Origin of the sequence: Nocardioides sp. J54 (assembly GCF_000519005.1) — a bacterium.
Classification (GTDB): Bacteria; Actinomycetota; Actinomycetes; order Propionibacteriales; family Nocardioidaceae; genus Nocardioides.
The window spans coordinates 65,708-91,826 of sequence record NZ_JAER01000004.1 but is presented as its reverse complement, the minus strand read 5'-3'; the positions used below and the strand labels follow the sequence as shown (position 1 = coordinate 91,826).

Genomic DNA, 26,119 nt, shown 5'->3' with positions numbered 1-26,119 from the left:
TGTTTGGTCGGACCATTTCGGCCACACTTGTGCTCTGTGACGTCCCGCACACGAGTCGACATGGGGGTGACGACGATGCCCAGCCGAGCTCGCGCCGGGTCCTCGGTCGACGACACCGCCCCCGGGGGACGCCTGCCTGCGGACCTCACGTCCTTCGAGGGGCGCCGCACCGACCTCAACCAGGTCAAGCGGCTGCTGGGCGAGACCAGGCTGTTGACGCTCGCCGGCTTCGGAGGCGTCGGGAAGACCCGGCTGGCGCTCCGGGCCGCCCGGGAGCTCGTCCGCAGTCACCCCGACGGCGTCACGTGGGTCGAGCTCGCCGACGTCCGTGACCCGTGCCTGCTCCGCCAGGCCGTGGTCGAGGCGCTCGACCTCCCTGACCTCCCCGGCCGGGACACCTGGAGCGTGGCCCTCCAGCACGTGGCGGAGCGCCGGATCCTGTTGGTGCTCGACAACTGCGAGCACGTGCTCGAGCCGGTCGCGGAGATCGTCGACGAGCTGTTGCGGCACAGCCCGGGCCTGAGGGTCCTCGCCACGAGCCGTCAGACCCTCGGAGTGCCCGGCGAGACGGTGTTCAGCGTCGCACCGCTGCCGGTGCCACCTCCGGAGAAGGCCGCGGAACCGGGCGTCGCCTCGCTGTTCCCGTCGCTCGCACTTTTCCGCGAGCGGGCCGCCTCCGTCGTGCCGGGTTTCGAGCTCACGCCGGCCAACCAGGTCGCGGCCGTCGAGCTGGTCCGCAAGCTCGAGGGCATCCCGCTCGCCATCGAGCTCGCTGCCGTCAAGCTGCGCGTCCTGGGCCTCGACGAGCTGGTGCGTCGCCTGGACGCACGCCTCGACGTCCTGCGCCACTCCGCGCGCACCGGTCCGTCGCGGCACCGGACGATCGAGGCCACGATCGACTGGTCCTACGACCTCTGCACGGATGACGAGCGCACCCTCTGGGCCCGGGCCTCGGTGTTCACGGGCGGGTTCGGTGTGGAGGCTGCCGAGGCGGTGTGCGCCGGTGGGACCCTGCCGGAGGAGGCCGTCCTCGACGTGCTCGAGGGCCTGCTCGAGAAGTCCGTCCTGAGCCGCGTCGAGAGCCACGGACAGGTGCGCTTCCGGATGCTCGAGCCGCTGCGGGAGCACGGCCAGCACCGACTCCGCGTCCTCGGTGAGCACGACGACCTGGTCCACCGCCACCTCGAGTGGGTCGAGGGCCTCGTCGGTGAGGCCTGCCTGCAGTGGTTCGGGCCGCTCCAGGAGGCGTGGTGCACGACTCTGCGCCTGGAGCAGGCGAACCTGCGCGCCGCGGCCGAGCACTGCCTGACCCACGAGCCGTGCCACGAGCGGTCCCTGCCCCTGGTGGGTACGCCATGGTTCCTCTGGATCGCGCTCTTCCTCGACGAGGGCCGGCAGTGGCTCGAGCGGGCCGTGGCGACCTGCCCCGCGCCGACCACCGACCGCGCGGTCGCCCTGGGCACGCTGGGCTACGTCGCCGGTCTGCAGGGCGACCAGGCCCGCGCCGCCGAAGCCGCCGACGAGGCCCGGGGCATCGCCGTCGCGCTCGGCGACAGCCGGGTCGAGGCCTACGCCACCCACGTCGCCGGGTTGTCCGCGCTCTTCCACGATCCCCAGCGCTCCAAGGAGCTGCTGACCCGTGCACTCGGCCTGTACGACGGGCACGACGCGCTCGACGACCACCTCACCGCCGTCCGGGTCCAGCTGGCCCTGGCCCACATCTACTGCGGTGAGGTCGACGCGGCGCAGGAGCACTTCGATGCATGCCGGGAGCTGTGCACCCTGACCGGTGAGCGCTGGCTGTTCTCCTACGCCCTCTACGGCCTCGGGTTCGTCGAGAAGATGCGGGGGGACGCGGAGCGTGCCGTCGAGCTCGCCCGACAGGCGCTGGACATCAAGTGGTTCTTCCGCGACCTGTGTGGTCTGGCGACCACGATGGACCTGCTGGCCTGGGCGCAGGCCGATGCCGGCCGGCACCAGGACGCCGCCTGCCTGCTGGGAGCTGCGGAGAGCCTGTGGACCAGCTTCGGGATCCGGCTGTTCGGGTCGCCCGACTGGCTCAGCAAGATGCGTGACGCCGAGCAGGCCTGCCGACGCGAGCTCGGTGACCGCGTGTTCGAGACCGCGTTCCGCGCCGGGCGGGAGATGAGCCACGCGGACGCGATCGCGACCGCCCTGGGGCGCGTTCAGGTGCCCTCGCCGACGGCGCTGGCAGACCCCACCGTCGTCAAGCTCACCCGCCGGGAGCAGCAGATCGCCGACCTCGTCGCCGAGGGCCTCTCCAACCGGGCCATCTCCGAGCGGCTCGTGATCTCGCCCCGCACGGCCGAGGGGCACGTCGAGAACATCCTCGCCAAGCTGGGCTTCCACTCGCGCTCCCAGGTCGCCGCCTGGGTGGTCGAGAAACGGGTGACCATGCCGTCCGCAGCGCGGTCCTGACGCCGGCCCCGGCGCGGACGTCCGCCGCGCCCGCGACGCCGATCGACATACGCCTTTCCGCCCCACGGGCGATTCGGCGGCACCCTCCACCCGCTTAGCGTGCGGGACGTGCTGCCCCACCGGGACGGCACTCCCGTCGGGGAACCCCTCGCGGGACGCACCGACGAGACCGGATCGCCGCCATGCCCTTCTTCGCCAGTGCTGCCGAGGTGGACTGCTACGTGGGCGGCGTGCTCAGGCTCGCCGCGACCGACCCCGTCCTCGGGCCGCAGCTCGCCCGCGCCGCGATGACCTTGCGACTGTCCTGCACGGACCTGCCCGCGCACCTGGTGCTCGACCTCCGCGACCCGGTCGCGGTCGTCTGGAACGGGATCGGGGTGGCCGCCGACGTCGAGCTCCATTGCGACTCCGACGTGCTGGACGGCGTGCTCCGCGGTGAGGTCGACGTCGTCGACGCCCTGGCCCGCGGCGTGATCCACGCCCGGGGGCAGGTGAGCAAGGCGCTCAAGGTGCTGCCTGTCCTCGAGCAGGCCTACCCCTTCTACCGCCAGCTCGTGGCCGTCAAGGAACGCGCGACGAGCGACCTCCCAGGAGTACTGCCATGACGAACCCCCGCTCCGACACCATCGTCATCGTCGGCGCCGGCCACGGCGGCGCGAACGTCGCCGCGCTGCTGCGCCAGCAGGGGTTCGAGGGGGCCGTCGTCCTCGTCGGGGACGAGCCCATGTGGCCCTACCAGCGCCCGCCGCTGTCCAAGGACTACCTCAAGGGTGCGATGAGCGACGACGACCTGCTCATCAAGCCCAAGGACTTCTACGCCGACCAGCGCATCGACGTGCGTTTCGGGAACGCAGTCGAGGCGATCGACACCGAGGCACGCACCGTCACGCTCGGCGGTGGGGAGTCGATCTCGTACGACACGCTCGTCCTCGCCACCGGTGCCGCCCCGCGCCAGCTCCCGGTCGACGGTGCCGACCTCGACGGGGTCCACTACCTCCGCAACCACGACGACGCCCTCCGCCTTGGTGCTGACGTCGTCCCGGCCGCCCGGCTCGCCATCGTCGGCGGTGGGTACGTCGGCCTGGAGGTCGCCGCGTCGGCCCGCCACCTCGGTGCCTCCGCCGTCGTGCTCGAGCGCGAGGCCCGTGCCCTGGCGCGCGTGGCCGGGGCCGACCTCGCCGCGTTCCTGGTCGAGCAGCACGCCGCGCGCGGCACCGAGATCCGCACCAGCGCCGACGTCGTCCGCCTCGACGGCGACGACGGCCGGGTCGCCGCCGTCGTCCTCGGCGATGGTTCGCGCGTCGAGTGCGACACCGTCGTCGTCGGGGTGGGGGCGATCCCGCGGACGGCTCTCGCCGAGCAGGCCGGGGTCGCCTGTGACGGGGGAGTCCTGGTCGACGACCACGGCCGCACCTCCGTCGACGGCGTGTACGCCGTCGGTGACGTCACCCGGCGTCCCCTGGACCACTTCCCGGGCCGGCACCGCCTGGAGAGCATCCCCAGTGCGGTCGAGCAGGCCAAGCAGACGGTCGCCCACGTGCTGGGCCAGCCGGCCCGACCGCACGAGGTGCCGTGGTTCTGGTCCGACCAGTACGACCTGAAGGTCAAGATCGCCGGTCTCGTCGGGTTCGCGGACCGTTCGGTCGTCCGCGGCGACGTCGGCTCCGGCCGCTTCGCGGTCTTCCACCTCTCCGGCGACGCCGTCGTGGCGGTGGAGACGGTCAACAGCGCCCCGGACTTCATGGTCGCGAAGAAGCTGATCGCCTCCTCCGCCCACGTGGACGCCGCCCGGCTCGCCGACCCCTCGGTGCCGCTGAAGGAGCTGCTGGCCTGACCCCCGGGTGGCGCTCAGTGGGGCGGTGAACCGCACGGATGAGCCACCTCTGCCTGAGGGGGGATGCCCCCGCCCACCGCCTACAAGAGATTGGTGACGGCGACCACACCGCCGCCGATCCGCCTCGAAGGAGAGTCATGACCGCGACGATGTCCCCGCCGGGGGCCGCCGGTACCGAACCGGAGGCAGCACCCCCGAAGCGGCGCAGCGGCCTGAAGCCCCTGGAGACCGTGCTCGTCCCCGCCGGTGAGATGGGCGTCCTCCTGGGGACGGTCGTCTGGAGTGCCGTGCGGCACCCGCGTGGCTACTGGGGCGAGGTCCGCGACCAGATGTTCAGCATGCTCAAGCTGTGCTGGATCCCGATGGCCATCTCCACGGTCACCTTCGGGTTCGGTGCCCCGGGCCTGCAGGGCGGCAACATCTACAACCTCTTCGGCATCCCCGAGCGGCTCGGCTCCTTCTTCATCATGGCCAGCGTCCGCGAGTTCGCCCCGTGGATCAACGCGATGGTCGTCGCCGGCGTCGTCGGCGCCGCGATGACCGCCGACCTGGGCGCCCGGAAGATCCGCGAGGAGATCGACGCGATGGAGGTCCTGGGCATCGACCCGATCCGCGACCTCATCGTGCCGCGGGTGATCGCCGTGACGCTGATGACCGGCCTGCTCGACCTGGTCGCCCTGACCTTCGGCGTCGTCGGCGGCTACATCGCGGCCGTTCCGATCCTCGGCGCCTCCTCGGGCGCGTTCTTCTCCAGCTTCTTCGCCAATGCGACGGTGACCGACCTGTGGGGGAGCGTCTTGAAGACGACGATCTTCGGCCTCGTGATCGCGGTGGTCTGCTGCTACAAGGGCCTGACCGTGAAGGGCGGCCCGATCGGTGTGGGGCGCGCGGTCAACCAGGCCGTGGTGATCTCCTTCGCCGCGATCTTCATCATCAACTCCCTGTTCACGTCGATCCTGCTCGGGCTCAACCCCGACATGCAGGTCTACAAGTGAGGCCACGCCCGTGACCATCGAGATGAACGGCCACCGCGCCGCCCCGCCGCCGCCTCCGGAGAAGGAGGACGTCGAGGTCAGCGCCAGCTCGGTGATGGCCAGCACGAAGGCAGCGTTCGCCACCGCGGGCGAGATCGCGCAGTTCGCCGCACAGACCTTCCGCGAGCTGCCGCGGGTGCGGATGTACACGGCAGAGATCTTCCGCCAGTGCGGCATCCTCATCCTCGCCAGCGGCCTGATCATCTGGATGATGGAGTTCGTCATCGGCACGGTCTGCGGGACCGAGGCGAACTACACCCTCCGCGCCATCGGGGCGCCGCTCTACTCCGGCGTCTTCACCGCCTACTGCAGCCTCCGCGAGATGGCGCCGTACATGTGGGGCTACATCCTGGCCGCGAAGGTCGGCTGCGGGCTGGTCGCCGAGATCGGCTCGATGCGCATCGCCGAGGAGATCGACGCGATGGAGGTCATGGGCATCAAGTCGCGCAGCTACCTCATCGGCACCCGCCTCGTCGCCGCCTGGATCGCGATGCCCTTCCTCTACTTCGTGGGCCTCGGCTTCATGTACCTCTCGCAGTGGCTGGTCGTCGTCTTCCAGTACGGCAGCGTGTCCCCGGGCGGCTACTCGCTGATCTTCTGGCTCTTCCAGAACCCCCTCGACTTCATGTTCTCTCTCATCAAGGTGATGTTGATGGGCACGGTCATCGTGATCGTCGGCTGCTACTACGGCTACACCGCCAAGGGCGGGCCGGTGGGCGTCGGCGTGAACACGGCCAAGTCGATGATGGTGAACATGGTCCTGATCCACGTGATCGGACTCCTCTGCACCCAGCTCTTCTGGGGCCTCTCCCCCAACGCACCGATCGCGAATTAGCGGCCGGGTCTCCCGGCCGCCCCGCGTCCCACGTCCTCCGCTCCCTCCGACGTCCGACCCCTGGAGTCAGTCATGAACACAGCTCTCGTCGACACCGCAATGGCGCCGTCCTCGGGCTCCGCGTTCCAAGCGCACCACGCGGACCGCACCGCCACCATGCAGGTGCGCAACGTCCACAAGAAGTTCGGTGACTTCAAGGTCCTCCAGGGCCTCGACATCGAGTTCGTCGACGACGCGATCACCACCGTGCTCGGCCCGTCCGGCACGGGCAAGAGCGTGCTGCTCAAGCACCTGGTCGGCCTCCTCGAGCCCGACCAGGGCGAGGTGATCGTCTTCGGCAAGGACATCTGGAAGGCGAGCGAGGACGAGCGCTACGAGCTGCGCAAGCGCTTCGGAGTCCTCTTCCAGGACGGGGCCCTGTTCGGGTCGATGAACATCTTCGACAACGTGGCCTTCCCCCTTCGCAAGCACACCGACATGGCGGAGTCGGAGATCGGTGACCTCGTGATGAGCCGCCTCCAGGAGGTCGGCCTCGAACGGTCCGCGCACAAGCTCCCGACCGAGGTGTCCGGCGGCATGCGCAAGCGCGCGGGCTTCGCGCGCGGGCTGATCATGAACCCCGACATCGTCTTGTTCGACGAGCCGGACTCGGGCCTCGACCCGGTGCGAACCAGTCTGCTGTGCGACCTGATCCAGCAGATGCACGAGGAGCACGGGGGCACCTACCTCCTGGTCACCCACAACATCTCGGCCGCCCGCTCGGTCAGCGACTACGTGGGCATGATCTGGCAGGGCAAGCTCGTGCACTACGGCGACTGCGACGAGGCGTTCGCCAGCGAGGACCCGTTCGTTCGCCAGTTCCTCGCCGGCGAGTCCGCAGGCCCGCTGGGGATGGACTGAGATGCCCCGACCACTCATCGCAGCCCTCGGCGCCGGTGCCCTGCTCGTGGCGACCGCCGGCGTGGTCACGGCGGCGGACGACGACTACACCCTCGACGTGGTGCTGCCCGCCGCGACCAACCTGGTCGCCGGTTCGGAGGTGGAGATCGACGGCGCGACCGCCGGTCGGGTGAAGGAGCTCCAGACCCGCGACGGCAAGGCCGTCGTCACGGTCGCACTCGAGGACGACCACGCCCCGCTGCACGACGGTACGACGGCGCGCGTCTCCTACAAGGCCCTCTTGGGTGAGCGCATCCTCGAGCTGTTCCCGGGGAAGGACGCAGCGCCCGAGCTGCCGGACGGCGCCCTCGTCGAGGGCTCGGTCGACCGGGTCGAGCTTGACCAGGTGCTGGCTGCCCTCGACAAGCCCACCCGGACGAGGCTCAAGAGCCTGCTGGACCGCCTCGAGACCACCCTCGACGGCAAGGAGAGGGACGTCCGGTCGACACTGGAGTCGCTCGGTCCCGCCGTCGAGGCGCTCGGCCAGGTCCTCGAGGCCGTCGGCAAGGACGGACCGGCCATCCGCAAGCTGGTGACCCGGCTCTCCACCTTGATGTCGACGCTCGACGAGCGCGACGGTGAACTGGCATCCACGGTCAGCGACCTGAGTCGCGCCACCGGCACGATCGCCGCCAACCGCTCGCAGCTGTCGAAGGCCCTCGCTGACCTCCCGGAGACCCTGGCGGTCGCGAAGTCGACGCTCGACGACGTGCCGGCCACGGTGGACGAGGCGACGCCCCTGCTCGAGGCGCTCGCGCCCGGGATGGAGCAGCTGCCGGGCGTGGCGAAGCAGCTCGAGCCGGTGCTGCGCGACCTGCGTCCGACGATCGCCCAGCTGCGCCCGACGCTCGCTTCTGCCCGCTCGCTCCTCGAGCTCACGCCGGCACTGCTGGACGGCGCGGACAGCGTGCTCCCGCAGGCGAACCAGGTCCTCGCGGACCTCGGACCTGCCGTGACCTATCTCCGTCCCTACACCCCGGAGCTCGTGGGCTGGCTGGCGAACTGGGGTTCCGCCGCGGCCAACTACGACTCCAACGGGCACTACCTCCGCGCCTTCATCACGGAGGGGACGACGAGCCTGAACCACAACCCCGGCATCGTGCCCCCGGGCATCACCCGGAAGCTCACCCGGCTCCCCGGTGAGTCCGAGGGACAGCCCTGGACCGACGCCCACGGAAGCGAGATGCAGTGATGAGCGCCACCCAGGTCCGCATGGTGGCGGTCGCGGTCGCGACGGCACTCGGCCTGTCGATCACGATCGGCACCACCGCCAGCATGATGTCCGACGAGGACCCGGACGTCTACGTCTACTTCTCCGACGCCAGCCCGCTGATCAAGGGCAACGACGTGAAGTCGGCCGGCGTGAAGGTCGGCACGATCGGCTCGATCGAGGTCGAGGACGGGATCGCCAAGGTCGGCCTCGTCCTCGACGACGAGGTCCTGCCGATCCACTCCGACGCCACCGCCCGCGTGCGGCCGGTCGGCCTCCTCGGCGAGCGGTTCGTCGAGCTCGACCGCGGCTCACCTGAGGCGGAGGTCCTCGCCGAGGGTGCCTCGCTGCCGGTCGAGCAGTCGAGCCGGGCGACCGACCTCGACGAGGTGCTGGACATGGTCGACGCCCCCACCGGGACGGCGCTGTCCATGCTGGTGACGACGCTCGGCCAGGGCATTCTGGGCAAGGGGGAGAAGGCCGACCGCGCGATCAAGGCGCTGGCTCCCGCGCTGCAGGACACTGACCGCCTCGCCCGGATCCTCAATGACCAGAACGGCGTGCTGAAGCAGCTCGTCGACGAGGTCACGCCCGTCGCCGAGCAGCTCGCGACGGACAAGGGCGTCGCACTCGACCGTCTCGTCGGTGCGGCCGACAAGACGTTGACCGCGACCGCGCGGAGCGACCGCGCCCTGTCGGCCACCCTCGAGCGGTTGCCCGCGGCCCTGCGGGAGGCGCGCACGACGCTGGCCGCACTCGCCGGAGCCGCTGGTTCGACCGCCCCTGTCCTGGCCGCGCTCCGCCCGGTCACCCAGGACCTGGTGCGGATCAGCAAGGAGCTCGAGTCGTTCTCGAAGAGTGCCGAGCCGGCCCTCAACGGGCTCGACCCGGTGCTGGACAAGGCCGAGGTGCTGCTCGAGCGGGCCCGCCCCGTCGCCCGGTCGCTGCAGGACCTCTCGCCGGACCTCCGGACCACCGCACACCACGGTCGGGAGATCGCCACGCAGGCCCTCGACAACCTGACGACGGTCATGGACTTCATCCGGTCCTGGGCGCTCACGACCAACGGCCAGGACGGGCTGGCGCACTACTTCCGTGCGCACGTGGTCGTCACGACCGAGGTGCTGACGGGACTCCTCCCCGGTGGCGAGGACGCGCTGAAGCCCGCTCCGTCGGGGTCCGCCGGCAAGCCCGGCACCAAGGGCTCCGGCGGTGACGGCGGGCAGTCCGGTGCCAAGCCGCCTCTGGGCGGCCTGCTGGACGGCCTCGAGGACCTGGTGGGCCCGCTGGGCGGGTTGCTCGGAGGCGGGAAGACCAGCACCCGGGCGGCTGACGGCGGCAGCGCGACCGGCCTGTCCACGTCCCAGGAGAAGAACCTCCTCTCGTACCTGATCGGAGGCCGCTGAGCCATGCGCCTCGCAGCTCCCAACGTGATCCGGGCCGTCGGTCTCGCGGTCGTCCTCGGGCTCGTGCTGGCCCTCTACCTGGCCCTCACCGCCAGCACCGGCCTGCCCGGCCAGTCGTTCCGCACGGCGAACGCGGCCTTCGACGACATCGGCGGCCTCCGGGTCGGTGACGACGTCCGCACCGCCAGCGTCCGGATCGGCCAGGTCCGCGACATCACCTACCAGGACGACAAGGCCGTGGTCGACATGCAGCTCGACCCCGACCACGACGTCTACCGCGATGCCTCGGCCGTCATCGTGGCGCGGTCGGCGCTCGGCCAGAACTTCGTCATGATCGACCCCGGCAAGCCCGAGTCCGGCGAGATGCCGCAGGACGGACGCCTCGACGACTCGCGCGTCACCGCCCCGGTGAACCTCGACCAGGTGCTCTCCGTGCTCGACGCCCGCACCCGGAAGGCGACAGCGTCCCTCGTCTACGAGGCCGGCACCGGCGCGGCCGGGCACGCCCCGGACGTCGCGGACGTGCTCAACCGGGCGCCGGAGCTGCTCGACGACCTGCGGGTCGTCGCCCGCACGCTGGCCGAGCCGGGCACCGAGCTCGACGAGTTCCTGGAGTCCTCGGCCACCCTGGCCAGGCGCTTCGACGGTCGCACGGAGAAGGTCGGCCAGCTCGTCGAGGACCTCTCGACGACCCTCGACGCGCTCTCCGTCGACGACGGGGCCGCGCTGGAGGACACGGTCGAGGAGGCCGCGCCGGCGCTCACCTCGGCAACGAAGGCGCTGACGGACCTGCGGGCCCCGCTCGACGAGCTGGACTCCGGCATGCGCGCGCTGCGTCCCGGCGCCAGGTCGCTCGGCAGCTCGACACCGACGCTCCGTGCCGCGCTGCGTGAGGGTGTCCCGGTGCTCGACAAGGTGCCGGGCGTCGCCGAGGACGCCGTCCCGGCCGTGAGCTCCCTCTCCGGGGCACTGAAGGACGCCCGGCCGCTCGCACAGCGGCTGGAGAAGACGCTGGTCGGCGCGGCGGGGACGACGGCGGTCCTCGCGCCCTACACGCCGGAGCTGATCCGCTTCTTCGAGCGCTGGGTCAGCGCCAACCAGTACGGCGACAAGTCGGGCAACTACCTGCGCATCGACCTGGTCGTCCGGCCGGAGAGCATCACGGGGGTGCTCCCGGTGCGAGACCCCCTGGTCCATCGCAACCCCTACCCGGCGCCGGGCCAGGCCGACCTGGACCGCGCCACCTCGCTCCTCGGGAGGCGCTGATGTTGCTCAAGGCTCTGCACCGATTCGAGCGGTTCTCCGCGCCCAGGGTCGGGGTCGTCGCCATCACCCTGCTGGTGCTCTTCGGCGTCACGCTGTTCCAGAAGACCCAGATCACGACGTTCCTCAGCCCGGGTGACGACATGACCGTCGCCTTCGACCGGGACTACCAGCTGCGCAGCCACGTCACCAAGGTCAAGGTCGCCGGGGTGCCGGTCGGCATCGTCACCGACGTGGAGCACCGCAAGGACGGCACCGCCGTGGCGACCCTGCACCTGGAGAAGGGCGTCAAGGACAAGCTGCGCTCCGACCCGGGTGCCGCCATCCGCCCGACGACGCTGCTCGGCGGGAACTACTACGTCGAGCTCTCGCCCGGCGGCGACCCGGGCGAGGTCGACGCCATCGGCGTCGACCGGACCACCACGCCCGTCGAGCTGGACCGCGTCCTCGAGGTGCTCAAGCCGGAGGCGCGCACCAGTACGCAGCGCACGGTCCGCCGCCTCGACGCGCTCCTCGACGAACCGGGACGCGACGCGATCCACGGGCTCGTCGACGACGCGCCGGCCACGCTGCGCCCGCTCGGCACCACGCTGAAGGCCCTGCGCGGGAAGTCGAAGGGGGACCTGCGCAAGCTGGTGTCGTCGCTCGACGACACCGCCCGCACCCTCAACGACAACCGGGACAGCCTCGACGCCGCGCTGGCGGGCCTGTCGGACGTCAGCAGCACGCTGGCCGCCTCTGCCCCCGACGTCGCGGCAGCGGTCGACGACCTGCCGCAGACCCTGCGCGCGACCCGTGCCGGCCTCGGGGCCCTGGACCACAGCCTCGGAGAGCTGCGCGACGTGTCCGACGACGCGGTCCCGACCGCCGAGCGGCTCAGCACGACGCTGCGCGCCCTCGACCCGGCGCTGCGGGAGCTGCGCCCGGTCCTGCGCGACCTGCGCCCCGCGCTCGCCGACCTGCGTCCGGTCGTCGACGACCTCGTCCCCTCGGCGGTCGACGCGACCCGCGTGCTGAACGACGTCGACGGGCCCACGCTCGACCGCATCAAGGGCCCCATCGTCGAGAAGGTCAACAGCGACTGGCACGGGACCGGTGAGTACGCCAAGGGCGGCAACGACACCGTGTTCTACAAGGAGCTCGGCGACCTCATCGCCGGCATGAACAACGCCGGCCGGATGACCGACCGCAACGGCTCCACCATCCACTTCCAGCCCGGCTTCGGGCTGGGGTCTGTCTCGAACCTGCCGATCAGCCTCGAGCAGCTGATGATGCAGCTCGCCTACCCCCAGGGGGCACCGTGACCAGGAACCGTCTCACCCGTGCCTGGGAGCGCGCGCGCACCGTCCCCGGCCTCGGCCGTGACGTCGCGGCGATCCTCGCGCTGGTCCTCGCCGGCCTGCTGGTCGCCGGCGTGATCCTCGCCAAGCAGCGGGTCCACTGGCCGTGGCAGGACGAGGTCGTCATCCAGGCCGACTTCCGCAGCGTGCCGGCGATCAGTCCCGGCAACGGCCAGGAGGTCCGCATCGCTGGTGTCACCGTCGGCCGGATCACCGAGGCCGACGTGACGGACGACGGGCGGGCCCGGCTGACCCTGTCGATCGAGCCGGGCAACCCGGTCTACAAGGACACCCACCTCGTGCTGCGGCCGAAGACGCCCCTCAACGACATGTACGTCGAGATGAGCCAGGGCACCGAGGCCGCCGGCGAGCTCGAGGACGGCGCGGTGATCCCCGTCGAGCAGACCTCCAACCCCGTCCAGGTCGACGAGGTGCTGAGCCACCTCGACGACAGCACCCGTGCGGCCCTCACCACCCTGCTCGGGGAGTCCGACGTCGCGCTGGCGAGCGCTGCCAAGGCGTTGCCGGCCGGCCTCGACGCGGCCGACGAGACGCTCGGCACGCTCCGGCCGGTGGTGAAGGCGATGGCCCAGCGGCGCGAGTCGATCGCATCGCTGGTGACGTCGCTACGGACCATCGCGACCGCCGCCGGTGCCGACGACGCCCGGCTGCAGCGGCTGGTCACGTCGCTCGCCACGACGGTCGAGACCCTGGCCGCCCACGACGGCGACGTCCGCGCCGCGCTCAAGGCGCTGCCCGGGGCGACCGACCAGCTCCGCGAGGCCACCTCCGCCGTCACCGAGCTCAGCACGGAGCTCGACCCGGCGCTGGTGAACCTCCGCAAGGCGTCCGGCGAGCTGCCGTCCGCGCTCGCCGCCGTCGGGAAGGTCGCGAAGGAGGTCGAGGACACTGCCCAGCGTGCCCGTCCGGTCGTGGCCGAGCTGCGCCCCGTCGTGGCCGACCTGCGCCCCTTCGTCCGTGCGCTGCAGCCCGCGCTCGACGACGTCGTGCCGATCGCGTCCCGGCTGGACCGTGGTACCCGCATCCTCACCGAGCGGTTCACCGACCTGCAGGCGTTCGTCTACAACACGGCATCCGTCGTGAGCCTGCAGGACGCCAACGGCGGCATCCTGCGCGGCCAGGTACAGGTGAACACCTCGACGCTCCCGATCCCGATCAACAAGGACCGATGATGCGCATTCCTTACGCCGCCGTGCCGCGGCTCCGCGGACTGACCGTGATGGCGTTCGTCGCCGTCTGCGCGACGCTGTTCGGATACCTCTGGGTGAACATGGGTGGCCGCCTGCCGCTCGTCTCCGGCGACGGCTACCGGGTCACGGTGGAGTCGAAGGACGTCGACAACCTGGTCTACGACTCCGACGTCATGGTCGCCGGTGTCCGGGTCGGGAAGGTGCGCCAGCTCGACGTCGAGGGTGGCACCGCCCGCGTGGTCGTCCAGATCGACGACGACGCCGTCACCCCGCTGCACGAGGGCGTGCAGCTGCGGCTGCGCTCCAAGTCGCTGATCGAGGAGACCTACGTCGAGATCGTCGATGGGTCCGGCCCCGAGCTCGACGACGGCGCCGAGCTCCCGGCCGAGGCACTCGTGCCCAGCGTCCAGCTCGACGACGTGCTCGCCAGCCTGGACAAGGGGACCCGCGACGACCTGGGCGCCGCCCTTCGCGCGCTCGGGAAGTCCACGGACCAGACCGGCGACGAGATCGCCCAGACCCTGACCGGCCTGGGCAACCTCGGTCGCGAGGGGTACGACGTGCTCGACGCCCTCGAGGCGCAGTCCGAGGACCTGCAGCGCCTGGTCTCCACGTCGGGCCGGGTGATGGAGTCGCTGGACGTCGGACAGGGCCGCATCGTGAGCCTGGTCGAGAACGCGCAGCTGCTGACCTCCAGCACCGCCTCGCAGAAGGCCGACATCGAGGCCACGCTCCGGCAGCTGCCCGGCGTGCTTCGCACGGCCCGCGAGGCCACGGGCGACCTCTCGGCGCTCGCCGTCGACCTGCGACCGGTGACGGAGGGCGTCGAGGCCGCCGCCCCGGCCCTCACCCGCGGCCTGGCGCACCTCCCCGCGACGACGCGGGACCTGCGCGGGCTGCTGCCGTCGCTGGACGCCACCCTCGACAAGGCGCCCGCCACGCTGGACCGCGTCCCGGACGTGGCGAAGGAGGTCGTGCGGGTCATCCCGACGACCCGGGCCACCCTCGCGGACGTCAACCCGATGCTCGCGTTCATCAAGCCCTACGCCAGGGACCTGACGGCCTTCATCGCGAACTGGTCGGCCATGTTGGCGAAGTCGGACGTGAACGGGCACTACCTCCGGATCTTCCCGGTGCTGAACGAGCAGTCGATCAAGGGCAACCCGTTGCCGCTCAACTACGGGCTCCTCGACAAGTCGAACGCCTACCCGGAGCCCGGCGGGTCCTTGAACCCCGGCCCGTTCGAGGGGACCTACCCGCGGGTGGAGCGTGACCCGGAGTGAGCACGCGCCTGCGCCTCCTGCTCGCCGCCGCCCTGCTGGCGGCGGCGAGCGCCTGGGCGGTCGTCGGACTGGGACGGCTCGAGGTCGACAGTGACCTGGAGTCGCTGCTCCCTGCCGACGACCCTGCGGTGGAGGCGCTGGACGGCATGGCGCGCCAGTTCGGTGGAGATCCCGTCGTGGTCCTCGTCGAGGGTGGGGGCGACCCGCTCGCGGCAGACCGACTCCCTCGCCTGCTGCAGCTCGAGGGCGAGCTCGCCGAGGTCGACGACGTCGTGGCGACGTACGGACCGGCGACGACGCTGAACCAGATCGCGTTGCGGGTCAAGCAGATGCTGGCCGACCTCAGCGGGCAGCGGGACGCGTTGCGGCAGGCCGGGAAGAAGCGGGAGCTGCGCACGTTCGAGCGACGGTACGGCGCGCTCTTGGTCCAGGCCCTGCCGGCCGGCCTTCCGACGCTCAGCAACAAGGACTTCGTCGCATCGGTCGTCGCAGACCCCGGCACCGGTCGCGTTCGCCCGCAGTGGCGGCAGTACCTGCCCGGCGAGGAGACGGTCGCGATCTTCCTCCGCCCGCGCGAGGACCTCGACGAGAAGGCGTCCGCCGCGCTGGCCGACGACGTGCGCGAGGTGCTCGCCCGCGACGGCGCCGTGCCCGACGGTGCCCGGGCGACCGTGACCGGGGCGCCGGTGGTCAGCGTGGCGCTGGCCGAACGCCTGCGCGGCGAGCTGCCGCGCCTCGCTCTCACGGCCTTCGGGGTGGTCGCCCTCGTGCTCCTCCTGGTCCCGTGGACCCGCCGCCGCTGGCGGCTCGCTCCGCTGCTGGTGATGGCAGGCGCCACGGTCGGCACGCTCGCGACCTTCGGCTGGCGCGACGAGCCACTCTCGCTGGGCGCGGCCACCTTCCTCCCGATCATCCTCGGGCTGGGCAGCTACTACCCGGTCTACCTCTCGCGCGTGGGCCACCGCCGGGTGGTGCTCGCCGTGGCGACCTCGTCGGCCCTGGCCTTCGCCGGGCTGCTGCTGTCGCCGCTCCCGTTCGTCTCCGAGCTCGGTCTCGCCGTGCCGGTCGGCCTCGCCCTTGTCGTCGGTCTCAGCCTGCTGGCAGCCTGGGTGCGTCCGCCGACCGACCAGACGGGCACGGAGCCCTCGGTCGCGACCTGGTCGATGTCCCGCAGCCTCGCCGGCGGCATCGTCCTGCTGGGCGTCGTCGGTTCCGGGGTGGGCTGGAGCGTGCTCTCGGTCGCGGACCTGAAGACCGACCCCCAGCAGCTGCTGGCAGGCCTGCCCGCCCTGGAGGATGCAGTCGAGGTCGAGGAGGCGTTGGGCTTCAGCGCCGAGGTCGACATCCGGCTCGTCGGCGATGACGTCCTGCGGCCCGAGGCACTGGCCTGGGCGCGCACCGCCGAGGAGCAGGTGGTGACCCGGTTCGGGGACCGCGTCCAGCCCGTCGTCACCGTCAGCGGGCTGCTCTCCTTCCTCGGCGAGGAGCCGACTGCCGACCAGGTGCTGGCCGGGGTCGCCGCCCTGCCGTCGTACATCACGTCGGCGGTCATCTCCGCCGACGGGCGGGAGGCGCTGGCCAGCTACGGCGTCGCCTGGACCGACCTCGCCGACGACCGCGACCTGGTCGAGCAGCTCGAGGACGTGCTGCCGCCGCCCCCCGCCGGGTACGAGGTCCGTGTCTCGGGCCTGCCCGCTGCCGCCGAGCGGGGCTACGACCTGGTCGACGGCGAGCGGTACCGGTCCAGCGTCGTCGCCCTCGTCGCTGCAGCAGCCGCGCTGCTCGTCCTGCTGCCGCACCGGAGGGACGCCGTGCTGGCGGGGATCGCCGCGGTCCTCGCGACCGGGCTCTCGATCGCGCTGCTCGTCGTGGTCATCGGCGCGCTCAACCCGCTCACCCTCGCCCTCGGCGCACTCACCGCCGCCGTCGGGTCGGAGCTGACCGTCCTCCTCCTCGCCGCACGTCGCTCCGCCGACGCAGGCATGCGCCGCTCGGTCATGCTGGCCGTGCTGCTCTCCCTCGGTGGGTACGGCGTGCTGCTGACCTCGTCCCTGCCGGTCCTGCGCGAGCTCGGCCTCGCGCTGTCCGGTTCGGTCGCCCTCTCCGTCGTCGTGGCGCTCGCACTGGCGACGCTGGCCCCGACCCGGCCGGGCCGGGAGTGTGCCGCAGACGACGACGCCGACGCCGACGCCGGTGACCACGCCGGTCCCCGCGACAAGACCCACTCGCTCGAGCTCACCGGAGGCACAGCATGAGCACTACGGAGACTGCGACGCCCGAGGACAGCACCACCACGGAACCCGCAGACGCTGCGGGGGAACCGTCGGTGCGCGTCGTCGACGAGGGGCCGGGGTGGCGGCACCGGCTCCGCCTCGACGCCGTTGGCCGGCGCCGGTCGGGCGTGGTCGTCGTGGTGCTCGCGGTGCTTGCTGCGGCGCTGACCTGGTGGCTCGTCCAGCGCGACGCCCTCCCCGACGGCGCTGCGTTCCGGATCGGCGACGAGGTGGTCACCGCGAAGCAGGTGGAGCGCCGCGTCGACGGCCTGGAGGCCCTCTACGGCGTCGAGGTGCCTGCGGCAGGCTCGGAACGTGAGGACTTCCTCCGCGATGCCGCCAAGTCGATGGCCGTGCAGCGCATGCTCCAGCAGGAGGCGGAGGAGCGGGGAATCGTGGTCGCCGCCAAGGACGTGGACAGCACGCTGCAGGGCATCATCACGCAGCGCTACCCCGACGGCGGCCGCTCGGCGTTCGTCGCGGCCCTCGGTGAGCTCGGCGCCACCGAGGAGCAGGTGCGCCAGGAGATCCGCGACCAGATCCTGGTCTCGCGCCTCTTCGACGCGGTGGCGGGCGACGTCGACGTGACCGAGGCGGAGCTGAAGGAAGCCTTCGCCCAGCGGCGCGCGGAGCTCGGCACGCCGGTGCGCCGCGAGCTGCGCAACATCGTGGTGGCCGACAGGCGGTCCGCGCAGGCCGTGCTGCGGCAGCTGCGCGACGGCAGCGCCTTCGCCGCGGTCGCCCGTAGCGCGAGCCTCGACTCGGCGACCCGTGACGCGGGTGGTGCGCTGGGCGCCGTCGCGCGCGACGACCTCGAGAAGGCGTATGCCAAGGCCGCGTTCGGTGCCCGGGTCGGCAGCTTCTTCGGCCCGGTGCGCACCGAGTCCGGCTGGAACGTCGGCGAGGTCGTGCGCCAGCTCCCGGCCCGTGCTGCCGTCTACTCCGAGCTCCGCGAGGAGCTGCGCCGGACGGTCCTGGCCGAGCGCTCACTCGAGAAGTGGCGCGCCTGGCTCGAGGACGTCATCGCCGGGCACGACGTGACCTACGCGGACGCCTACCGGCCGGCCGACCCCGGCGCCGTGCCGGACATCGACCAGGCCGACGTGACGGGTGGGCGGTGAGCCCGTGGTCGAGCAGCTGGTCCACGCGGCCGCCCTGGTGGTCGCCGCCGTCCTCGTCGGCGCGGTGGGGTACTGGGGTCGCAGCCAGGCGGTGACGCTGGTGCCCGCTCACCTGGAGGTCTACGACCGCGAGCGCCGTGTCCGGACCCTGCGCCGGGGAGCCGCGTCCTGTTACCTCGCCGCCGCGGTGCTCGTCGGGGCCGCCGTCCTCGCCGTGCTCTGAACCCGGGAGAGCCGGACGGGCACGTGGCGTGGGTCACGGTCCGTTCGGGGGAGCGGCCTCTGCCCCAGGATCGATGCCGTCGCCGCCGGCGATCCCTAGGTTCGTCGCATGAGCACTCGCGCACTCGGGTACGCCGCGGTCATCCGCGGTGCGTTCCGTGGCTTCGGGGTTCTCCTGGTCGGGGGACTGGTGCACCCCGTCGTGGCACAGGTGGTCGAGCCGCTCGGCTACGCCTGGCTGCCGCTGGTCGCGGTGCTCGCCTTCGGGGTGGCGGCGGTGGCCGCCACCCCGGCGGGGACGCCGGTCTCGGCCTGGCGGCAGGCGCCGGTCGCGGCCGTCGGGAGCTACGTCCTGATCCTGCCGCTCGTGCGCGCCGGTTCCGGCGAGCTGCCGCTCGTGCAGCTCCTCCTCACCACGCTCACCGCGGTGCTGGTGGGGGTGGCGATCGGCCTCGCCCGGACGTCCTTCGAGGCGTCTCGCGCCGCCAGTCCGGCCGCCTAGCGCGTGGGGCGCTGGGCACCGGACACGGCCATTGCGCGAATGGCCTGACCATTATATTCTGCGACTAAGCCTGTGATGCACGTCGCACACCCGGGAAGAGGGACAGCAATGGTGGAGCAGTTGAAGACCGTCCGCGATCGGTACTCCGAGGCCGACATCGCGTCGTTCTACGAGAACGGCTACTGGCAGGAGTCGAGCTTCTACGACCTGGTGGTGGGGCAGGCGGCCGCGACGCCGGACGCGCCCTTCCTGGTCGACGCAGCGACGACACTCACCTTTGCGGAGTACGCCGACCGCGTGCGCCGGCTGGCCGTCGGCCTCAAGCGGGCGGGGTTGCAGCGTGGCGAGCGGATCGCGGCGCAGCTGCCGAACTGGGTCGAGTTCCCGGTCGTGGCCGCCGCGGCGTCGCGCATCGGCGCGATCCTCGTCCCGATCATGCCGATCTACCGCGGTGACGAGGTCGGCTACGTGCTGCAGCACTCCGGCGCCGCGCTGGCCGTCACCTGCGGCGAGTTCCGCGGCTTCGACCACGCCGCCATGTTCGGCGAGCTGCGCTCCGGGACGCCCGCCCTGCGGGAGGTCTACGTGGCGCGCGCTGCTGCCCCGAGTGCGGGCACGCCGCTCGAGAGCCTGTACGTCGAGGGCGACGCGGAGACCCTGGAGGCCGAGCTCGGCCCCGACTCCTCACCCGACGACGGCTTCCTGATCGTCTACACCTCGGGCACGACCTCGCGTCCGAAGGGCTGCTTCCACACGTTCAACACGGTCCGCTCCAGTGCGGCCGCGATCGGCAAGAGCCTCCAGTACAGCGCGAAGGACGTGCAGTTCGGCCCGTCGCCGATCACGCACAGCACCGGCCTGGTCACCAGCGTCCTGCTCCCGCTGCTCTACGGCGCCAAGTCCTACCTGATGGAGGCCTGGGACCCGGCCGAGGGCCTGCGGCTCATCGAGGAGCACGGCTGCACGGCGTCCGTCACCGCCACGCCCTTCCTGCAGATGCTCATGGGCGCCTACGACCCGGCCAAGCACGACGCGTCGAGCCTGCGACTGTGGGTGTGCGCGGGGTCCCCGATCCCCGGCTCGGTGGTCGAGAAGTCCCGCGAGCTGTTCGCTGGGTGCCAGACCCTGTCGCTCTACGGGCGCTCGGAGAACTTCCTGACCACGATGTGCACCGTCGAGGACGACGCGTCGCGGTCCGCGACGTCCGACGGCCGGGCGCTCCTCGGTGCGGAGGTCCACGTCGTCGACTCCAGGGGAGCGCAGGTGCCAGCGGGGGAGGAGGGCGACATCGCCTACCGCGGGCCGAGCCACATGATCGAGTACTTCCGCAACGACGAGGAGACGGCGGCATTGTTCACCCCGGACGGGTTCTCGCGCTCCGGCGACCTCGGCCGGATGGACGCGGACGGCTTCGTGCGGGTCACCGGGCGGCTCAAGGACATCGTCATCCGCGGCGGCATGAACATCAGCGCCCGTGAGCTCGAGGAGCACCTGCTCACCCATCCGGCCATCGCCAACGTCGCCGTGGTCGGCATGCCCGACGAGCGTCTGGGCGAGAAGGTCTGCGTCTACGTCGTCCCGGCGGAGCCCGACACGCAGCTGACGCTGGACGACGTGACCACGTTCCTCCGCGAGCACAACGTGGCGACCCAGAAGCTCCCGGAGCGCCTGGAGATGACCTCCGCGCTGCCGATGACGGCGACCGGCAAGGTCCAGAAGCACGTCCTGCGTGCGGAGATCGCGGCCAAGCTCGCGGCGACCGCCGACGCCTGACCTCCCTCCTCCCCGGCCGTGGGTGGGCGACGACGAGGTCGCCCGCCCGCGGCCGTTGCCGTACCGCGCCATGGGGCCGTGGCACGGGACGGCTGGAGGGAACTCCACTTTCTGGTCTGACCTTTAGTTGAGAAGGAGCAGCGTGATGGCCGACCATCGCGACATGAACACGGACATCCAGGTGGGCGTCGCGCTCAACGACGACTTCCTCGAGGCCCCGCCCGCGCGCCGCCGCGCCCTGCTGCACGGCATGGAGGCTGCCGGCCTCGACCACCTCACGGTCGGCGACCACATCAGCTTCCACGGCGGCCAGGGCTTCGACGGCTTCGTCGCCGCGACCACCGCCCTGGCGACGAGCGACTCGCTGAAGGTGCTGATGGGCGTCTACCTCGCGGGCCTGCGCCACCCGCTGGCGACCGCCCGGCAGCTCGCCACGCTGAGCCAGGTCGCCCCGGGGCGGCTCACCCTGGGCGTGGGCGTGGGCGGCGAGGACCGTTCCGAGGTCGCCAACATGGGCATCGACCCGGCGACCCGCGGTCGCCGCGTCGACGAGACCCTCGGCCTGCTGCGGCAGCTGGCGTCGGGTGACGAGGTCGACCACGACGGCGAGTTCTACAGCTTCCGGGGGGCCAGCATCCGGCCCGCGCCCGACCCGCGCGTGCCGATCGTCATCGGTGGAGGTGGCGACGTCGCCGTCCGCCGTACGGTCGCCCACGGCGACGGGTGGCTCGGCATGTGGTGCTCGGCGCGACGGTACGCCGCCACCCACCAGCAGATACTCGACGGCTTCGCGGCGAGCGGTCGGGAGGGGCCGACCTTCGCCGGGCTCAACGTGTGGGCCGGCCTGGGCGCCGACGCCGACCGGGCGCGCGCTGCGCTGGGGGAGCGGATGTCCACGCTCTACAACCTGCCGCCTGAGAAGTTCCAGCACATCAGCGCTGCTGGAACGCCCGACGACGTCGCCGACTTCGTCGCAGGCTACGTCGAGGGGGGAGCCCGCACGATCACCCTGATCCCCGTCGCCGCGTCGGCGGAGGAGGCGATCGAGCTCTCCGGTGAGGTCCGCACGCGGCTGCGGTCCCTCACCCCGGTGCCGTGAAGGCCGTCGTCCAGGAGGCCTACGGCGGTCCGGAGGTCCTGCGGCTGGGGGACCGGCCCGACCCTGCGGAACGACCGGGCTGGACCGTCGTCGAGCTGCGGGCCGCCGCCCTCAACTGGCACGACGTCCTGGTGCGCCAGGGCAAGTACGGCTCGCCGCTCCCGCACACGCCCGGCGCCGACGGCGCCGGGGTCGACCTCGCCACCGGCGAGGAGGTCGTCGTCCTCCCGTCGCTGGGGTGGGGGTCGGACGAGTCCGCCCCAGGCACGCAGTGGGAGATCCTCGGCGACCACCGTCCCGGCACCTACGCCGAGCGCGTCGCGGTTCCCGTCGAGTGCGTCGCGCCGAAGCCGGCCGGCCTCAGCTGGGCGGAGGCAGCAGCCCTTCCCCTCGTCGGGCTGACCACCTACCGTGCGCTCTTCTCGCGGGCCCAGCTGTCCGCCGGCGAGAGCCTCCTCGTGCTCGGCGCGGGCGGTGGTGTTGCCACGGCTGCGGTCACGCTCGCCTCGGCGGTCGGTGCCCGGGTCGTGGTGACCTCGTCGGCGGACCACAAGATCGCGCAGGCCGTCGAGCTCGGTGCCGCTGGCGGTGTCCGGTACGACGGTGCCGGCGCCGAGACCTGGCCCGAGGAAGCGAGGGAGCTGGTCGGCGGTGGCTTCGACGTCGTGCTCGACGCCGTCGGGAGCTGGCGCGAGGCGATCCGTGCGCTCCGCCCCGGGGGTCGCCTCGTCGTGCTCGGCGCGAACCGCGCGGAGCAGGCCACGATCGACGTCCGGCCCTTCTACTTCGGCCAGTACACGCTGCTCGGCACGACGATGGGCAGCCCGCGCGACTTCGCGGGACTGCTCGACCTGATGACCGAGCACCGGGTCCGACCGCCCGTCGTCGACCGGACCTTCTCCCTGGCCGACGCTGCTGCAGCCCACACCCACCTCGAGACCGGCGCCGGCTTCGGCAAGGTCGTCCTCGAGGCCTGACCGGAGGAACCACATGAGCCTGGTCCGCTACGAGGTCGAGGGCGACGGCGTCGCCTTCGTGACCCTCGACTCGCCCGACACCCGCAACGCCCTCAGCGACGCCCTGCTCGATGAGCTGATCGCCGCCCTCGAGGACGCCGGCTGCGACCCGGACGTCCGCGTCGTCGTCCTCGGGTCCTCGCACGACCGGGTCTTCTCGGCCGGTGGCGACCTCAAGGCCTTCGCCAGCGACGCGCCGACGATCGACAAGTACGCCGGGCTGGACCGCTTCCCGCGGCTCTACCGACTCATCGGCAGCCTCGGCAAGCCGGTCATCTGTGCCGCCGGCGGAGACGTCCTCGCCGGTTCGTTCGGGGTCGCGCTGGCCTGCGACCTGGTCGTCGCGCGTGAGGGCGTGCGCTTCGGCTGCCCCGAGATCAACGTAGGCGTCTTCCCGTTCATGATCTCGGCGCTCATCTACCGCAACGTGCCGCGGATGCGCGCCAACCAGCTGATGATGCTCGGCGAGCCGATCGACGCCGCGGAGGCCGAGCGCCTCGACATCGTCAACGCCGTCGTACCCGCCGACGAGTTCGACGCCACCGTCCGTGACTGGGCCGGGCGGATCGCCCGCAAGTCGCCACTGCTGATGCGCCTCGGCAAGGACGCCATCGACGCCACCCGCGACATGGCGCTGCCCGACGCCCTCTCGTCCCTTCAGTCGCAGCTGGCGTTGGCGTTCACCACCGAGGACATCAAGGAGGGCGTCGCCGCCTTCCGCGAGAAGCGCGACCCGATCTGGAGGATGCGATGACCACCGCAGTGACCGGCGGAGGGCGTAGCGGCACGGCTGCAACCGGCCGTCGCTGGTACGTCACGGCGACCCACGTGCGGCACTTCTACGTCGACGGCGAGCTCGTCACCCGGCCGGCGTCGGTGGCACACGCCAAGGAGATGGGTGGCATGTCCACCGCCTGCGGGCAGTGGGCCTACTCCTGGCAGCGGATGCTCGACGTCCCCTTCCCGCCGCCGCGCTTCGCCGGCTCCGCGGTGCACACCTGCGAGGCCTGTCTCGAGCTCGTGGTCGGGGACTGGTGACGTCCGGCGACGGCGGCGTTGACGGCGCCTGACACCCGCCACGCACCGGCGGTTCCGGGGTCCGGAACCGCCGGTTCTCCGTTGTCGGGACAGGCGGCAACCTGAGGTCGTCGCCCGGCGCACCCGGGCCCGAACGACCGAGGAGACCGACGTGACGACCGCCCCCTTCCGCACCGAGCACGACGTGGCCCTCTCTGCGGAGGCAGAGCGCTTCCTCTACGAGGAGGCGAACCTGCTCGACGAGTGGCGACTGCCCGAGTGGCTCGACCTATTCCTGCCCGAGGGCCAGTACCTGGTCCCCTCGACGGACCTGCCGGAGGGTGACCCCGGCCGCGACCTCTTCCTCGTGCAGGACGACCGCTTCCTGCTCGAACAGCGCATCGGGTCGCTGATGAAGCGCTCGGCCCACGCCGAGTACCCGCACTCCCGCACCCGCCGCATGGTCACCAACGTGCTCGCCGGACAGGACAAGGACGGTCGGCTGCGGGTGACCGCCAACTTCGCCGTCTTCCGGATGCGTGGCACGGCGTTCGACACCTACGTCGGCACCTACCGCCACGTCCTCGAGCGAGACGAGAGCGGCGCACTGCGCTTCCTCACGCGCCGTTCGGTCCTGGACCTGGCTGCGCTGCGTCCCCACGGCAAGGTCAGCATCATCCTGTGAACCGGCTGCGTGACAAGGTCGCGATCGTCACCGGCGCGAGCCCGAACATCGGCGGGACCCTGGCGGCAGGGCTCGCCGCCGAGGGGGCGCGGGTGCTGTGCACCGACCTCTCCAAGGACGTCGCCGAGGCCGCGGCCGCCCGCATCCGCGACCGGGGCGGCTACGCCCTCGCGCTGGCGGGCGACGTCACCGACCCCGCCCACGCCGACGAGGCGGTCGCCATGGCCGTCGACGCGTGGGGCGGTATCGACGTCCTCGTCAACAACGCCGTGTTCTTCCAGCAGCAGGGCGTGCTGGACATGCCGTACGACGACTACCGCCGCCAGCTCGAGGTCATCCTGGGTGGATCCTTCCTCTTCACCCGAGCCGTGGCCCGGTCGATGATCGAGCGGGGCCGCGAGGGCAGCATCATCAACGTGCTCTCCACCGCGGCCTGGCAGGGGCAGCCGGGCAACGTCGGCTACTCCACCGGGAAGAGCGGGCTGATCAACTTCACCCGGTCGGTCGCGATGGAGCTCGCTCGCCACGGAATCCGCGTCAACGGGTTCACGCCGACGGCGACGGCGCCGACCGACCCCGAGGCGCGGCGCGCCATGGAGGACCTGCTCGCGCGACCCTCCACCTACCGCAACGACTTCGCGGCCCAGCTGCCGCTGGGCCGGCTGCCCACGCCGGACGACTATGTCGGCGCCGTCGTCTACCTGGCGTCGGACGAGTCGGCGATGGTCACCGGAACCAACATCACCGTCGACGCGGGGGCGACGGCGAAGTACTGGCCCTGGACCCCGCACCCCGAGGCCTGACGGCAAGGAGGACGTCCGATGTCCGACGTGATCATGATCGAGCCCCGCACGCAGGAGCTCGGCAACGGTGTGGTCGCCAGGGAGATCCAGCTCGGCGGGACACCGCGCGGGCTCGTGGTCCTGCTGACCGATGCGACGGTCGCCGACGGCGAGGTCGTCGAGGTGATGAACAACCTCGCCGTCGAGGGGCTCGAGACGCTCGCCGTCCCGGCGGGTCCCGGCGTCGCGGACCTCGTGGAGGCGCGCGCCGCGGTCCGCGACTGGTACGGCGACCAGGTCGGTGTCGTCGGCATCGGTGAGGGGGCCACCGCTGCCCTCGAAATGGCGCAGCGGCGGCGACTCGGTGCCGTCGTGGGCATCTCCCCGGCCCCGGACGTGGCGGCGGTCGAGGCCGACCCGGCGCTCCTGACGCCGTGGCTCGGCCTGCTCGGTGAGGACGCCGCGGACCTGTCCGCTGCCGAGGTGTCCCGCCTGCGGCGGGCCCTGGACAGGGGATCCGACGTGCACAGCCAGGTCGTCGTCTACCCCGGGGTGGGCGCGGACTTCCACCGCCGCTCCGAGGACGGCGTCAGCTTCGCGGCGTCGTACGACGGCTGGCAGCGCACCGTCGAGTGGCTGCTCGCCCGGGTGGCACCGCGGCTGACGCCACTGGCCCTCGCCTGGCGGGAGCGCCAGGCCAGCTGACCTTCCCGGCCGGACCGACAGGCGCGAGACGACCCGACCATCCGACGGCGACGACGAGGACCCGCCCACGCACCGCGTGGGCGGGTCCTCTGCGTCCGACTGTCGGGTCGTCCCAGCCACCACCTGCGAG

The 26,119-nt window shown here is 71.9% G+C and carries 24 protein-coding genes; all 24 read left to right on the top strand.

Translation table 11 applies throughout. The features are described from left to right. The first annotated feature begins 75 nt into the window (after nucleotides 1–75). Nucleotides 76–2,439, top strand: coding sequence for an ATP-binding protein (locus NOCJ54_RS0104120; RefSeq protein WP_036516850.1), 2,364 nt, complete (start codon nucleotides 76–78; stop codon nucleotides 2,437–2,439). A 182-nt stretch (nucleotides 2,440–2,621) separates the two neighbouring features. Next, the gene (locus NOCJ54_RS0104115) at nucleotides 2,622–3,044 is read left to right on the top strand and encodes an SCP2 sterol-binding domain-containing protein (protein WP_028654463.1); all 423 of its coding nucleotides are present in this window, start codon (nucleotides 2,622–2,624) and stop codon (nucleotides 3,042–3,044) included. Then, the gene (locus tag NOCJ54_RS0104110; RefSeq protein ID WP_028654462.1) at nucleotides 3,041–4,273 is read left to right on the top strand and encodes an NAD(P)/FAD-dependent oxidoreductase; all 1,233 of its coding nucleotides are present in this window, start codon (nucleotides 3,041–3,043) and stop codon (nucleotides 4,271–4,273) included. Before NOCJ54_RS0104115 ends, NOCJ54_RS0104110 begins: the two co-directional genes overlap by 4 nt. A gap of 137 nt (nucleotides 4,274–4,410) precedes the next feature. Continuing rightward, nucleotides 4,411–5,268, top strand: a complete 858-nt coding sequence (locus NOCJ54_RS0104105) for an MlaE family ABC transporter permease (protein WP_198020095.1) — start codon at nucleotides 4,411–4,413, stop codon at nucleotides 5,266–5,268. 10 nt (nucleotides 5,269–5,278) lie between these two features. Then, the gene (locus NOCJ54_RS23785) at nucleotides 5,279–6,142 is read left to right on the top strand and encodes an ABC transporter permease (RefSeq protein ID WP_198020094.1); all 864 of its coding nucleotides are present in this window, start codon (nucleotides 5,279–5,281) and stop codon (nucleotides 6,140–6,142) included. A 72-nt stretch (nucleotides 6,143–6,214) separates the two neighbouring features. Beyond that, nucleotides 6,215–7,042 carry an ABC transporter ATP-binding protein gene (locus NOCJ54_RS0104095; RefSeq protein WP_084254903.1) on the top strand — a complete coding sequence of 276 codons (828 nt, stop codon included), beginning with the start codon at nucleotides 6,215–6,217 and terminating at the stop codon, nucleotides 7,040–7,042. A 1-nt stretch (nucleotide 7,043) separates the two neighbouring features. Then, nucleotides 7,044–8,273: an MlaD family protein gene (locus NOCJ54_RS0104090; protein ID WP_028654458.1), complete on the top strand. Its 1,230-nt coding sequence runs from the start codon at nucleotides 7,044–7,046 to the stop codon at nucleotides 8,271–8,273. Next, nucleotides 8,273–9,697, top strand: a complete 1,425-nt coding sequence (locus NOCJ54_RS0104085) for an MlaD family protein (RefSeq protein ID WP_028654457.1) — start codon at nucleotides 8,273–8,275, stop codon at nucleotides 9,695–9,697. Before NOCJ54_RS0104090 ends, NOCJ54_RS0104085 begins: the two co-directional genes overlap by 1 nt. A 3-nt stretch (nucleotides 9,698–9,700) precedes the next feature. Further along, nucleotides 9,701–10,963: an MlaD family protein gene (locus tag NOCJ54_RS0104080; RefSeq protein ID WP_036516778.1), complete on the top strand. Its 1,263-nt coding sequence runs from the start codon at nucleotides 9,701–9,703 to the stop codon at nucleotides 10,961–10,963. After that, nucleotides 10,963–12,264, top strand: coding sequence for an MlaD family protein (locus NOCJ54_RS23780; protein ID WP_036516777.1), 1,302 nt, complete (start codon nucleotides 10,963–10,965; stop codon nucleotides 12,262–12,264). The genes NOCJ54_RS0104080 and NOCJ54_RS23780 overlap by 1 nt, the downstream gene beginning before the upstream one ends. Next, a complete protein-coding gene (locus NOCJ54_RS0104070; protein ID WP_028654455.1) occupies nucleotides 12,261–13,493 on the top strand; it encodes an MlaD family protein in 1,233 nt (410 codons plus the stop codon). The genes NOCJ54_RS23780 and NOCJ54_RS0104070 overlap by 4 nt, the downstream gene beginning before the upstream one ends. Continuing rightward, a complete protein-coding gene (locus tag NOCJ54_RS0104065) occupies nucleotides 13,490–14,794 on the top strand; it encodes an MlaD family protein (RefSeq protein WP_028654454.1) in 1,305 nt (434 codons plus the stop codon). The genes NOCJ54_RS0104070 and NOCJ54_RS0104065 overlap by 4 nt, the downstream gene beginning before the upstream one ends. Beyond that, nucleotides 14,791–17,049: a hypothetical protein gene (locus NOCJ54_RS23775; protein WP_051485457.1), complete on the top strand. Its 2,259-nt coding sequence runs from the start codon at nucleotides 14,791–14,793 to the stop codon at nucleotides 17,047–17,049. Before NOCJ54_RS0104065 ends, NOCJ54_RS23775 begins: the two co-directional genes overlap by 4 nt. Continuing rightward, nucleotides 17,046–18,188: a peptidylprolyl isomerase gene (locus NOCJ54_RS23770; protein WP_084254902.1), complete on the top strand. Its 1,143-nt coding sequence runs from the start codon at nucleotides 17,046–17,048 to the stop codon at nucleotides 18,186–18,188. Before NOCJ54_RS23775 ends, NOCJ54_RS23770 begins: the two co-directional genes overlap by 4 nt. Before the next feature lie 4 nt (nucleotides 18,189–18,192). Further along, entirely contained in the window at nucleotides 18,193–18,411 is a 219-nt protein-coding gene (locus tag NOCJ54_RS0104050; protein ID WP_028654453.1) for a hypothetical protein, read from the top strand. Nucleotides 18,412–18,519: 108 nt separating this feature from the next. Next, nucleotides 18,520–18,912: a hypothetical protein gene (locus tag NOCJ54_RS23765; protein WP_051485454.1), complete on the top strand. Its 393-nt coding sequence runs from the start codon at nucleotides 18,520–18,522 to the stop codon at nucleotides 18,910–18,912. Nucleotides 18,913–19,020: 108 nt separating this feature from the next. After that, nucleotides 19,021–20,685, top strand: coding sequence for an AMP-binding protein (locus NOCJ54_RS0104040; protein ID WP_036516775.1), 1,665 nt, complete (start codon nucleotides 19,021–19,023; stop codon nucleotides 20,683–20,685). A gap of 145 nt (nucleotides 20,686–20,830) precedes the next feature. Further along, a complete protein-coding gene (locus NOCJ54_RS0104035; RefSeq protein WP_198020093.1) occupies nucleotides 20,831–21,784 on the top strand; it encodes an LLM class flavin-dependent oxidoreductase in 954 nt (317 codons plus the stop codon). After that, on the top strand, nucleotides 21,781–22,761 hold the full coding sequence (locus NOCJ54_RS0104030) for a zinc-binding dehydrogenase (RefSeq protein ID WP_028654450.1): 981 nt from the start codon (nucleotides 21,781–21,783) through the stop codon (nucleotides 22,759–22,761). Before NOCJ54_RS0104035 ends, NOCJ54_RS0104030 begins: the two co-directional genes overlap by 4 nt. 13 nt (nucleotides 22,762–22,774) lie before the next feature. After that, entirely contained in the window at nucleotides 22,775–23,554 is a 780-nt protein-coding gene (locus NOCJ54_RS0104025) for an enoyl-CoA hydratase/isomerase family protein (protein ID WP_028654449.1), read from the top strand. After that, nucleotides 23,551–23,838 (top strand): hypothetical protein, encoded by a 288-nt coding sequence (locus tag NOCJ54_RS0104020; protein ID WP_028654448.1) that lies wholly within the window; start codon nucleotides 23,551–23,553, stop codon nucleotides 23,836–23,838. Before NOCJ54_RS0104025 ends, NOCJ54_RS0104020 begins: the two co-directional genes overlap by 4 nt. 151 nt (nucleotides 23,839–23,989) lie before the next feature. Further along, nucleotides 23,990–24,502: an aromatic-ring-hydroxylating dioxygenase subunit beta gene (locus tag NOCJ54_RS0104015; protein ID WP_051485453.1), complete on the top strand. Its 513-nt coding sequence runs from the start codon at nucleotides 23,990–23,992 to the stop codon at nucleotides 24,500–24,502. Further along, nucleotides 24,499–25,305: an SDR family NAD(P)-dependent oxidoreductase gene (locus tag NOCJ54_RS0104010; RefSeq protein WP_028654446.1), complete on the top strand. Its 807-nt coding sequence runs from the start codon at nucleotides 24,499–24,501 to the stop codon at nucleotides 25,303–25,305. The genes NOCJ54_RS0104015 and NOCJ54_RS0104010 overlap by 4 nt, the downstream gene beginning before the upstream one ends. An 18-nt stretch (nucleotides 25,306–25,323) precedes the next feature. Further along, nucleotides 25,324–25,989 carry a dienelactone hydrolase family protein gene (locus tag NOCJ54_RS0104005; RefSeq protein ID WP_028654445.1) on the top strand — a complete coding sequence of 222 codons (666 nt, stop codon included), beginning with the start codon at nucleotides 25,324–25,326 and terminating at the stop codon, nucleotides 25,987–25,989. Nucleotides 25,990–26,119 lie beyond the last annotated feature (130 nt).